Genomic DNA, 11,654 nt, shown 5'->3' on the forward strand with positions numbered 1-11,654 from the left:
GTCAATTCTAAAAAACAAAAAGATATCCACCTCTAAACATGTAGTCATAGAGATGAATATCTTTATTTTTATACTTGCAATGCCTTCTCTCTCAAAGCTCTTCGTAACAACTTACCAGTTGTATTCTTCGGCAATTCTGTTAAAAACTCAATGCTCTTTGGTACTTTATATTTCGCTAAATGTAACGTGCAATAATGCATCAGCTCTTCTTCTGTTACGCTCGTTTGTTTCAGAACGACGAAAGCACGCACTGCTTCTCCTAAGTTTTCATCAGGAACACCGATTACGACAACTTCAGCTACCGAATCATGAGTATATAATACTTCCTCTACTTCACGAGGATATACGTTATAACCGCCAACTAAGACAATATCTTTTTTGCGATCAACGATATAGAAGTAACCTTCTTCATCCATTTTCGCTAAGTCTCCTGTATATAGCCAGCCATCTTTAAGTGTCGCCGCAGTATCTTCTGGCGCATTATAGTAACCCTTCATAACGTTAGGTCCGCGAACAATTAACTCCCCAACTGCACCAACAGGTACTTCTTCACCAAGTTCGTTCACAATTTTATTTTCTACATGCCAAATATTTGTGCCAATAGATCCTGGTTTACGAGGACGGTCTAACGGATTAAAACAAGTAACTGGTGATGCTTCTGATAAACCGTATCCTTCTGAAACGATAACGCCAAAACGTTTTTCAAAGTTTTTCAGAAGGGCAACAGGCATTGACGCACCACCTGAAATACAGAGACGAAGCGTCTTCACATCTTCTGCACTTGCTTCTTCAAATAAATATAAGTAATTGTACATTGTCGGTACACCCGCAAAAATCGTTGGTTCATATGTACGACAAATACGGAATACTTCTTTCGGACTAAACTTCGGTAACATTAAAATTGTTGCACCATTAACAATCGGCGCATTTACTGCGACTGTTAAACAGAACACATGGAACATCGGCAGTGCCGCAACGACGCGATCATCGGCAGTATATTGTAAATATGACGCAACATCGCTAGCGTTACTATATAAATTTTTATGCGTTAACATAGCGCCCTTTGGCTTTCCAGTTGTACCTGAAGTGTATAAAATAACAGCTACATCTTCTTCATCTAGTTCAGGACCTTCGTAAGTTAAATCTCCAGTCCCTACAAAACTAGTAAACGTTTTCATTTTTTCAGTTTCTGTATGAGTAAAATCTGATGAGGTTTCGCATATGATGATATTTTCAAGTGAAGGAAGTCTTGTTGTAAGAGATTGTATAACAGGTAGAAGGACGTCGAGTACGATGATTGTTTTTACATCTCCATTTTGTAATATGTAATGTATTTCGTCTGCTGTATAAATTGGATTAATCGGAATGACAGTTGCTCCAGCTTTCATCGTTCCGTATAAACCGACTAAAAAATGTGGTGAATTGCCAACAGCTAATGCGACATTGTCCCCTTTTCCAATGCCCATTTTTGCTAAATTGCTAGAAAACCTAGTGACTACTTTGTTTAATTGGTCATACGAGACCGACTGATCCATAAATATGTACGCCGGTTTATCCCCCTTTTTTTTTGCCGTTTCAGCCAAAGATTGAACGAGATTCACACAAACCCCACCTTTATAAAATTTAGAATATTTAAAAATTCTAAATTAATTATATTAAAAGAAAATTAAAGTAGCAAGTGATATTCTATTAATCGAATATACAGCAACCACTTTCTTCCAGAATACTTTAGTAAGATACGAGAATTATATGTGAAAGAAACAGGTACAAACATATAGTTAAACTGTAGCTAAAATCATTTTAGGATAATATGCACTCATCTTTCCGCTAAGTTTTTCAACTTCCTCTTTATTTAAAGCCGTATACTCCCCATACAAATTGAGAGCGTCCGCTCCATTTTCATGCAAGTAGACTGTAACATATAGTGTCGGTAATCCCTTATTGTCTTCATCTATCGACAAGATGACATCTGGCGTTTTATTAACGCTACTGAACGTTTCATTTCTTTTCCATTTCTTATTTTGAAACATAGTTTGTATATCATTTATTTTTTGTTTGTTATCTGTATGAGTATAATATATGACATTATCCTCCGCTGGCTTTCCAATAGACAAAGTCGTACGGTTTGAAGAAGTTTCATCGTTACACGCTGTCATTCCAATAACGAAGCTGATCAATAATATAAAGTGTATTATCCTTTTCATATCGATCATCCTCCTTTTAGTATATATTCCTTTATAAGGAGCAGATGTCCTGTAAATATACGTTTTGTGATAAATGAAATTATATCGGCGATTTTTCGAATTTATCGAGCATAACTTGAAAAATATCGGCGATTCGACAAGGAATATCGACTTACCGACAAGAACTGACAATTCATACAAAAAAAGAGGCTGTCTTTTATGACAGCCTCCTCTGTTTAGAAGAATAAATGTAAGAAATCTTCTGTTGTAATATTACCGAAATAGCGCGCGATATCTACGCCTTCTAAAGCTACAGTGAATGCATCTTTATCAAATTGTACGCCTGTTAGACGTTCTTCAATGTCATGAACATCTAGTGATCCGAAGAAATCACCGTAAATTTTACATTCTGTTACTGTTCCTTTTTTCACTTCAAGACGAACGTCAACTTGTCCAACTGGGAAACGGTGTGAATGCTGTAAGTTGAACTTCGGAGACTTCCCGTAGTTCCAGTCCCAATTGCGGTAACGTTCTTCAGAAATTTTATAAATCTCTTTCCAATCAGCTTCTGTTAATTCGTACGTTGGAATTTCTGTTTCACCTTCAAAAATTGTTTCTAGAAGAAGTTGTCTAAACTCTTCTGTCGTCATTTTTTCATTTAAGAACTCTGTAATATTCGCAACGCGGCTACGGATTGATTTAATTCCTTTTGATTGAATCTTATCCATTTTTACTTTTAGTGCCGATACGACGTGATCGATTTCAGAGTCAAATAATAACGTACCGTGACTGAACATACGACCTTTCGTTGAAAACTGTGCGTTACCTGAAATTTTTCTACCTTCAGCTAAAATGTCGTTACGACCACTTAGCTCTGCATTTACACCTAGTTTACCAAGCGCTTTCGTTACAGGTTCTGTGAATTTTTTAAAGTTGCTGAAACTATCTCCATCATCTTTCGTAATAAAGCTGAAGTTTAAGTTTCCTAAATCATGATATACTGCGCCTCCGCCTGATAAACGACGAACGACGTGAATGCCTTTTTCTTTTACGTAATCAGCATTAATTTCTTCCACTGTGTTTTGGTTTTTACCAATGATAATTGAAGGCTCATTAATGTAGAACAGTAAATATGTTTCGTTAATATCTAAATTTTTAACACAATATTCTTCAATCGCTAAGTTTATCGTAGGATCTGTAATCCCTTTATTATCAATAAATAACATCGTATCACCTCATGAATTCCAAACGTAACCACTATGCGCAAGCGTAATGTGGCCACTGAAAATTTGTTTTGCTTCTGTTACTAAATCAGATGGATTGCCTGTATGCGGTAAGTGCGTTAATAAAAGTTCTTTTACATTCGCAGTTTTCGCAATACTTGCTACTTCTGTACTATTCATATGCCCTGCTTTTGCAGCCTCTTGATGTGCATACATATTACATTCACAAATGAAAAGATCAGCGTTTTTTGTGAACGGAATAAATTCAGGAATATAGCTTGAATCTGCACTGTATACAACAACATCATCGCCAGCTGTAATACGCATTGCAAAGCATGTAACAGGATGAACAGTTTTTAAGAATGAAATGGAGAACGGTCCAATTTGAAGTGTTTCTTCTGGATTGTACGCGATTCCTTTCGTATGCGGTGCATGCGTTAAAGAATTAAATCCATTCTCATCAAACGTATGACCGTAAATTGGTAACTCCGGTAGTTGTCCTTTCGTTGCACTCGTAATTAATCTCGCATATTGCAATACCCCAATGTCTGCAACATGATCGTGATGATAGTGCGACAATACAACTGCATCTATATCAGATGGTGTTATATATTTTTGAAGCTGTGCTAGTACACCACTACCACAGTCTACAAGTAAACGAAAACCATCGTGTTCAAACAAATACCCCGACGTTGCTTCTCCCGCTTCTGGAAAGCCGCCCCAAAAGCCGACAACAGTCATTTTCATATGTATCCATCCTTTCTAAAACCGAGTAGGAATGCCGTTTTTCTCCGTACTTGAGAAAGTTTTTTACTTACATCCTACATTGTTAACTATAATCCATTTCCTAAACTTTTTCATTAATTTTCAACTTTGTTATAAAACAGTTGTTGACTTTTGTTTTTTGTACTAATACAATGATAGTAATAAATGGAAATGGAGGGATTGACATGATTGATCAACCAATGGAGTTTTTCCGAAATTTACCGACGAAAACTTGTGCACACTGCGGGAAGGAAATTGATGAACAACACGAAGCATACCATAACAAATGTGACGATTGCGTTCACGAAGAATAGTAGTTTGTGAACATAAAAAAACCTAGCAGACATAGTCTACTAGGCTAATAACATCGTATCCTTCATCGTTGAACCTTTCACCAAGAGCTCCAGTTCAAACTCATACAATTCTTTTTGTCGATAATTTTTCGTATGGATTTTATCCATCATTAAGTCGACAACTTTTCGAGCCATCTCGTCGATTGGCTGTTCAATTGTCGTAATACCTGGCTCTGTAATCTGCGCTAAAATTTGATTATCAAAACCGATCACTGCGAGATCTTCTGGAATACTCCAATCATGGCTTTTCGCCTCTGAGATAATTCCAGCTGCAACCTCGTCGCCTCCTGCCAAAATCGCGGTAGGATTTTTTTTGTCCTTTAATACTTCATGGAATATTCGTTTTCCATCATCCCAAGAGAAAGCGTTTTCAAGAAAATCAATCGCTTCCACTTCTCTACTCTTTTCAGTAATAGCACGTAAAAAGCCCATTTTTCGCTGTTGGCTCACTACTTTCGTTTCGTTACCACGGCAAAAAATAAGATTACGATATCCTTGTTCTAATACATGATTGGCAGCTATGTATGCTCCCTGTGCATGATCGAACTTCACTGTTGGAACATTTGCTTCCTCAATATATTCATTACATAACACGATTGGACCGTGTTGCAAGTATGGCTCCACATTCTCCCATGGATTTTCTAGTGAACATAGAATAATCCCATCTACTTGTTTCGTAGATAATAATTGTAAATACTCCATCTCTTTTTCCGGTAAATATCTTGTTTGACAAATAATCAGTTTATATTTATGTTCAGAAGCAGCAATCTCGATTGCTTCAATAAATCTACTAAAAAAAGGATTTGTAATCCTTGGAACAAGCACCGCAATTGTTTCTGTTTTTTGTTTACGAAGCCTTCTCGCCGCAGAATTAGGAACGAAGCCTAAATGCTTCATTGCTAATTGAACCCTTTTCTTCTTCTCATCTGAAACATATGGATGATTATTGATCACCCTAGAAACCGTTGTCCTTGATAACCCCGCTAATTTCGCCACGTCCTCGATAGTCGACACGAAATTTTCCCCCTTTGCATGAAAACGTTTTCTTATCCTGATTATATAGTATATTATTGGAAACTGCAATATAGGTTCTTATGATTTTACTATATTAATATTATACATAGGGAAAAGTCTGTTAATGGCAGGAAATTACACACTACTTTTAGAATTTCACAATAAGAATATTTATAAAATAAAGGATGATATTTCATGAATCGGACGGATCGTTTATTAGCTATATTAATTGAATTACAAAGAAAACAAACCGTTACAGCACAAAGCTTAGCTGAAAAATTTGAGACAAGTATACGCACTATTTATCGAGATATGGATGCACTTAGTGCATCTGGTGTCCCGCTTTTCGCAATGCCTGGCCACGGTTATTCATTAATGGATGGTTATTTCTTACCACCCATTCAACTTACGCCTGAAGAGGCTGTTACTCTTTTATTAGGCAGTGATTATATCGGGAAAACTTTCAATTCTTCTTTTTCTGTACATGCGCAATCAGCAAAAGAGAAACTTGAGGTTGTCCTCCCTACTGATCAACAAAAGAAAGTTGAAGAGCTACGAGGAACTTTTCGTTTTCTTTCTCCTATATTTTCGCATCAGCAACCCGAACAAGAAAAACTAGAAAATCAACTTCTCCTGTTACAAGAAGCTATTCAGAAAGAGCAATCTATCTCTTTTTCGTATCGTAAACCGAGAGAAACTACAAAAACAAAACGTACCGTTCATCCTTACGGTTTAGTCAACATTTCAGGAATTTGGTACATCGTTGCTCACTGTTTACTTCGAAAACAAATACGTAATTTCCGTTTAGATCGTATGGATGAGTTGCAACAAGAGCAAGAATTCTTTACAAAATCTGAAGACTTTTCTTTACAAGACTATCAACCTGAAAACAATCGAACTGTTACGATCCATTTATTATTCCCACCCCATATTGCACATAAAATTATTGAATCACGGTACTTTTTTGTAGATTCATACGAGTATAAAGATAATGGTTTTCATGTCTTTTTGAAATCAAGAAATATAGATGAAGTCTTTCAATGGATATTAAGCTGGGGGAGCCAAGTGCAAGTACTAGAGCCAAAAATTCTTTCTGAAAAATTACGTGATGAAGCAAAAAAAATGTTAAAACTTTAATTTTTTTATTGTACTACTGACATAATGTTGTCAGTAGCCCTCCTTTATTGTAGGTATTAACAAATACATTTTCTTAAAAAGGGGATAACAATATGAACAAATTTGAGGATTTAGCAGCGTATTACATAGAGGAATTAGAAAAATACTCTCTCGAACAATTTAGAACGAAACCTTCTACAGAAGAATGGTCTCTTGGTCAAATGTATAATCATTTACTTTCGGCTACATATATGCAGTTAGATGCAATCGCAAAATGTAGAACTGAAATGCCCTCTGTAACTAACAAAAAAACGGATATGGGTGAAAAAGTATATATAATGGGGGCTTTTCCTGACATACAAATAAAAGTGCCAGATCATCCGGGATATACACCCGAAAATCCAACTAACAAAGAAGAAGTACAAGAACGTTTTCTGGAATTAATTACAGTTGTTAAAGACATTGAGCCAACACTTACTTCTATTCCTAATGATTGTAAAGTAGAGCACCCTGGACTTGGTTACTTAAATGCGGCAGAATGGTTCCAGCTCATTTTTATGCATTTTGCACATCATCTTCGTCAGAAAGATCGGCTAGAGCTTAAGGTTTGCTAAGTGTAAACACTTCTACTAAAAAGAGACTCCCAATATGCAATATTGGGAGTCTTTTCAATTTCGATACAACATTCATACATCCAAATGAAAGAAATGTATACAATGAATCCAATCTTAACAGGTGCAAAACAACTATTACAGAACGACGAAGTTATTATATCTACTTCAAAGTGTTCACTTACTGGCTATATGATTACGCAAAACGTCCCTTATCCGGGCATGTTACTTGCTACTCTAATAGAAGGCTTCTCTTTTCTAGCCAATATAAAAAGCCATCAATACGTCGTCTCCATATGATCCATCTTCATATTTAATTTGCTTTCTTTGTCTTCCTTCTTCTACAAAGCCAGTACGTTTATACACTTTAATTGCCCTATCATTAATAGAAACTACGCCTAAGCAAATTTTCTCTAAATTTTTCTGCCCTTTAGCCCAGCTAATAAGAAATTCAATTAGCTTCGTACCAATGCCTTGATTACAGTACGCCTCTCTAATCCCCATTCCCATTGTACCTGCATGTCGTAAGCGTTCTAGTTCATATCGATTGAAAACCAAAAAGCCAACCACCTTACTATCTACTTCATAAACTATATAAAGATTACCTTTCTCACTACTTTTCCGTATCTTTTCTCTTTCTAAATCAATATCATTTGGTAATTTATTTGGGGATACTATAAAAAACTTTGTAGTAGTTTCTGATAATATAATTTCTTTTCTAATATCCATAATTGATTCCGCATCAACTTCTTTTGCTAATCGTATCACCGAATCACCTCTTACTTTTTTCTTAAAAGAATAATACTGGAGCTATCAAACTAAGGAATCTCCAAAACTCTCAATATGCAACATTACATATTGAGAATCTTTTCACTTTTGATACAATATTTATAAACCCACATAAAAGGAATGCATACAATGAATCCAATTTTAACAGCTGCAAAACAACTATTACATAAAGACGAAGTTATTATATCTACTTTAAATTGTTCACTTACTGGCTATATTATTACGCATAAAGTTCCGTATCCGGGCATGCTACTGGCTACTAATAGAAGACTTCTCTTTTATGGACAATCTAAAAATACATTAATTGCCGAATTCGAGTATGAAAAAATTCTATCTATAGAAACGAAGAGAAGAATCTTTGATAAAAAAATAATATTTTACTATGAAGATGAATATATAACGTTGGGATACATTACAAGTTCAAATATTGAAGAGTTCATAGACTTACTACAAAGAAAATGCACGACTAGCGCGGACTCATAATCAGTGGAATCCCCCCGCTGATTCATTATTTTAACTCCTCCCACTTCGTCCATACTTCTCTCCCGTTTATTTGGTACAAATTATCCTCGCGATCCAAAAACCCATGCACGATAAATTCTCGTCTAATTGTACAAAAATCTTCATGATATTGTTTTATGAACACATTGATTTCTTTCTCAGTATATTGATTCTCTGTATTTAATTTGCTGATCAGATGCTCTAACAAAACTAGTTTTTTCTTTTTTTGACCTGGAATCGAGTTTAAGCGGTCCTCTTTATCGAAAAAGTTACGAATGGTCGTATCCCTAAATTTCATTTCACTTTCGGTCATTTTGTTATCCTCCATCAATTTTGATGTAATAAAACTTTATTGTTTGTCCTTACCATTTTTCTTTATTCTTTCACTTACAACATCCATAAAGTAATAGCCACTAATTAGCACATAGTAGAATAAAAGTATTCAAAATGTATCTTTCATACTTGTATATTCTTCTCTATGAAACAAGATAGGTGAAAGGGTGAAAACAAGAAAGAAGATTAGTGGATATAAGATAAAATAATAAGTTAGATTTCCTTTCATCATATCAACTCCTCTACTCTATGTTTCTCTGTAAATTGTTGTAAATCCTTTTCTTTCGTTTAGACTGCACATGCGATATGGTAAAATTAAGGAGAATGAGGGCTATAAATGACATTCCACTCTAAAATTGATAAATTTTTCTTATTTATTATCTTTTTTGCTATTTTCACCACAGGCGCTGCAACAATACTTCCTCTCTTATTTGATGATGAAGCTACTACGACAGACGTATACATTCTACTATCTATTTTCTTTGTATCTTCTGGCTTCCTATTATGGAGTTCTATTACATATACATTCTATGAAGACCACTTATTCGTGAAAGGTGGACCATTTCGAAGTAAAATTCCGTACGGTCATATAACGAAGATCTCAAAAACAGATGACATTTTAATTGGGTATCGTATTCTCTCTTCAAAAGATTGTTATAAAATCTTTTACACATCTGGAACTTTTGAAAGTGTGAAAATCTCACCGAAGGATTCTGAAAGATTTGTAAGTGAACTAAAGAAAAGATGTTCTTTGGAAAGTAATAACAATGCTGATTAATATTCAACAGACCATACACCAAATATGCAATGTTGCATATTTGGTGTATGGTCTTTCTTGGTATAATAATATCCGTATAGACTGTATTTCAAATGAAAAGGATTATATGTAATGAATCGAATTTTAGAGGATACAAAACAACTATTACATCATGAAGAAAATACTTTTCAGCTAAAAGAGAAGTACAGTTCGCCTTTCTTACAACTGTATCTCTTTTTTATTTTTACTCCTCTCATCCACACTTCTCTTAATTTACTTATAACTCTTATGTCTGTAACCTATTATTCAAATCGAGAAATTTTATATGGAAAATTATGTTATGATTAATTTATACATATTTTGGAGGGGAAATAGTGAAAAAAGCTATTATAGTATTAAGCATCCTATATCTTATTTTAACCGTACATACAGGAGCTGTTCTTTTAGGAAAAGAGGATTACAGAGGTGCTATCAATGCATTAAAGGAAAAGAAGGAAGTCTCTTCCTTTCAATCTGCAAAAGACGGTGTGATTTTATTAAAAGGAACATTAACTACCGCACAACCTATTACAGAGGAAAAACTTCAAAATAAAGAATTCGCACTTCTTGAAATTAATACATATAAACGACGAAAGGCTAATTGGAAAAACATTGATACCGAGCAGTATATCTCAAAGCAGCTCTTACTAAACAATGAGACTCTTCCTGCATTAAAAGAAATCCGCTTCTCAATGGAACCAATTACACTGTCAGGAAAAGATATTTCCGCCGAAGATTACTCACTAAAAAAGGATGATACTCAATTAACAATTAAAGGTAAAGGATACCGATACACCGGAATAGAAAACAAATCAGACGTTCTTATTTTTGGCATAAAAAAAGGTGATACGCTTGAAGGTTATAGCGGCTCTGAAATTCTAATAGGAAAAACAAAAGAGGACATTGCCAGCAACATGAAACTATATACTTTTGCTGAAAGATATGGCCCATTTGTTTGGATTGTAGCTACAATTATTCTTATAAGTATTGTTATATACTTGTTCCGTAAAAATAGAAAAACAAATGAACTTTCTCAGCCAATAAAGCAAGACCAATAAAAAAGGCACCATTTCGGTGTCTTTTTATTTTCCTTATTTAAGCTTCAATTGATTGATTTTCAGCAATATTTTTAAATTGTCGTTTGTGCATCCAAGTTAATGAAGCGATTGTTCCAAGTGATAATACAACGATAAAGATCATAAGCATTCCTATGTTTTGCCACATGAAGTTAAAGTCTCCGCTTGATACGACTGCTTTCAATCCTGATACAGAGTATGTCATCGGTAACCAAGCATTAAATGGTTGTAAAAACTTCGGAATCAACTCTAGCGGGAATGTTCCAGCACTTGTTGTAAGCTGAATAATTAATGTGATGATGGCGATGAAACGTCCTGCATCACCGAATGCTGTTACTAAACATTGAATTAATGCGATAAACGCTAAACTCGTAACAATGCTAAAGAGTATGAAGTATGGAATGCTTTGTACTTCTACACCTAATCCGAACAGTAATATGACATCTGCTACTATTGCTTGAACAATACCGACTGATAGTAAAACGCCGAACTTACTAATAAACCAACTAAATCCTGATTTCGGAACGCCGACTGTATCGCGTAATGGGTATACGATAGATAATAGTAATGCCCCAACGAATAAACCGAGTGATAAGAAATATGGTGTGAATCCTGTTCCATAGTTTGGAACTTCCGCCATTTTCTCCACCTTCACTTTTACTGGGCTTGCAAACATATCATACGTTTTATCCGTTCCTTTTACTTCTCCTGTTTTTTCTGCACCTTCACCAAGTTTCTCAGCCAGTGTACCTGATCCATCATTTACCTTTACGAGCCCATCTGTCACTTTTCCAGATCCATCTGCTAGTTTATTTACTCCATCGATTAGCTGGGTTGAGCCAGTTGACATTTTATTTAGACCACCATTTAAAGTGCCTATGCCTGTTGTTACTT

The 11,654-nt window shown here is 35.1% G+C and carries 14 protein-coding genes and 2 pseudogenes; 7 read left to right on the plus strand and 9 right to left on the minus strand.

Features of this window, described 5'->3' with window-relative positions; genetic code table 11:
* Positions 1 to 68 precede the first annotated feature (68 nt).
* From MR071_RS11515 to MR071_RS11530, 4 genes are all read right to left on the minus strand, one after another.
* A complete protein-coding gene (locus MR071_RS11515) occupies positions 69 to 1,601 on the minus strand; it encodes a fatty acid--CoA ligase family protein (protein ID WP_242236121.1) in 1,533 nt (510 codons plus the stop codon).
* A gap of 177 nt (positions 1,602 to 1,778) precedes the next feature.
* The gene (locus MR071_RS11520) at positions 1,779 to 2,204 is read right to left on the minus strand and encodes a hypothetical protein (RefSeq protein WP_242236123.1); all 426 of its coding nucleotides are present in this window, start codon (positions 2,202 to 2,204) and stop codon (positions 1,779 to 1,781) included.
* Between the two features lie 215 nt (positions 2,205 to 2,419).
* The gene (locus MR071_RS11525) at positions 2,420 to 3,409 is read right to left on the minus strand and encodes a lipoate--protein ligase (RefSeq protein WP_242236126.1); all 990 of its coding nucleotides are present in this window, start codon (positions 3,407 to 3,409) and stop codon (positions 2,420 to 2,422) included.
* Positions 3,410 to 3,418: 9 nt separating this feature from the next.
* On the minus strand, positions 3,419 to 4,153 hold the full coding sequence (locus MR071_RS11530) for an MBL fold metallo-hydrolase (protein WP_242236128.1): 735 nt from the start codon (positions 4,151 to 4,153) through the stop codon (positions 3,419 to 3,421).
* Between the two features lie 203 nt (positions 4,154 to 4,356).
* Between MR071_RS11530 and yhfH the strand changes: the two genes are divergently transcribed.
* The gene (gene yhfH, locus MR071_RS11535) at positions 4,357 to 4,485 is read left to right on the plus strand and encodes a protein YhfH (protein WP_000567010.1); all 129 of its coding nucleotides are present in this window, start codon (positions 4,357 to 4,359) and stop codon (positions 4,483 to 4,485) included.
* A 39-nt stretch (positions 4,486 to 4,524) separates the two neighbouring features.
* Here the strand turns inward: yhfH and MR071_RS11540 are convergent, their stop codons facing one another.
* Complete coding sequence (locus tag MR071_RS11540; protein ID WP_105586576.1) at positions 4,525 to 5,538, minus strand: LacI family DNA-binding transcriptional regulator; 1,014 nt, start codon at positions 5,536 to 5,538, stop codon at positions 4,525 to 4,527.
* Positions 5,539 to 5,733: 195 nt separating this feature from the next.
* On the opposite strand from MR071_RS11540, the gene MR071_RS11545 reads away from it, so the two are divergent.
* From MR071_RS11545 to MR071_RS11555, 3 genes and pseudogenes are all read left to right on the plus strand, one after another.
* On the plus strand, positions 5,734 to 6,675 hold the full coding sequence (locus tag MR071_RS11545; RefSeq protein WP_242236130.1) for a helix-turn-helix transcriptional regulator: 942 nt from the start codon (positions 5,734 to 5,736) through the stop codon (positions 6,673 to 6,675).
* Positions 6,676 to 6,767: 92 nt separating this feature from the next.
* Complete coding sequence (locus MR071_RS11550; protein WP_242236132.1) at positions 6,768 to 7,268, plus strand: DinB family protein; 501 nt, start codon at positions 6,768 to 6,770, stop codon at positions 7,266 to 7,268.
* A gap of 102 nt (positions 7,269 to 7,370) precedes the next feature.
* A pseudogene (locus MR071_RS11555) lies at positions 7,371 to 7,549 on the plus strand (PH domain-containing protein); the annotation flags it as partial.
* Here the strand turns inward: MR071_RS11555 and MR071_RS11560 are convergent.
* Positions 7,524 to 8,033 carry a GNAT family N-acetyltransferase gene (locus MR071_RS11560; protein ID WP_242236135.1) on the minus strand — a complete coding sequence of 170 codons (510 nt, stop codon included), beginning with the start codon at positions 8,031 to 8,033 and terminating at the stop codon, positions 7,524 to 7,526. The pseudogene MR071_RS11555 and the gene MR071_RS11560 overlap by 26 nt on opposite strands.
* A 150-nt stretch (positions 8,034 to 8,183) precedes the next feature.
* Here MR071_RS11560 and MR071_RS11565 point away from each other — a divergent pair, with 150 nt between their 5' ends.
* Positions 8,184 to 8,537 (plus strand): PH domain-containing protein, encoded by a 354-nt coding sequence (locus tag MR071_RS11565; RefSeq protein ID WP_242236136.1) that lies wholly within the window; start codon positions 8,184 to 8,186, stop codon positions 8,535 to 8,537.
* 25 nt (positions 8,538 to 8,562) lie between these two features.
* On the opposite strand, the gene MR071_RS11570 is transcribed toward MR071_RS11565, so the two are convergent.
* Together MR071_RS11570 and MR071_RS11575 are read right to left on the minus strand one after the other, a co-directional pair.
* Positions 8,563 to 8,868: a DUF2087 domain-containing protein gene (locus tag MR071_RS11570; protein ID WP_242236139.1), complete on the minus strand. Its 306-nt coding sequence runs from the start codon at positions 8,866 to 8,868 to the stop codon at positions 8,563 to 8,565.
* A gap of 36 nt (positions 8,869 to 8,904) precedes the next feature.
* Positions 8,905 to 9,120 (minus strand): annotated as a pseudogene (locus tag MR071_RS11575) (hypothetical protein).
* Between the two features lie 105 nt (positions 9,121 to 9,225).
* On the opposite strand from MR071_RS11575, the gene MR071_RS11580 reads away from it, so the two are divergent.
* The gene (locus tag MR071_RS11580) at positions 9,226 to 9,666 is read left to right on the plus strand and encodes a PH domain-containing protein (RefSeq protein WP_242236141.1); all 441 of its coding nucleotides are present in this window, start codon (positions 9,226 to 9,228) and stop codon (positions 9,664 to 9,666) included.
* A gap of 353 nt (positions 9,667 to 10,019) precedes the next feature.
* A complete protein-coding gene (locus MR071_RS11585) occupies positions 10,020 to 10,742 on the plus strand; it encodes a hypothetical protein (protein WP_242236143.1) in 723 nt (240 codons plus the stop codon).
* Between the two features lie 37 nt (positions 10,743 to 10,779).
* Here the strand turns inward: MR071_RS11585 and MR071_RS11590 are convergent.
* Positions 10,780 to 11,654, minus strand: an 875-nt coding sequence (locus MR071_RS11590) for a YhgE/Pip family protein (protein ID WP_242236145.1), incomplete at its 5' end; no start/stop codon positions are given.

The sequence above is a fragment of the Bacillus cereus group sp. BfR-BA-01316 genome (assembly GCF_022664195.1).
In the GTDB taxonomy this organism is placed as follows: Bacteria; Bacillota; Bacilli; order Bacillales; family Bacillaceae_G; genus Bacillus_A.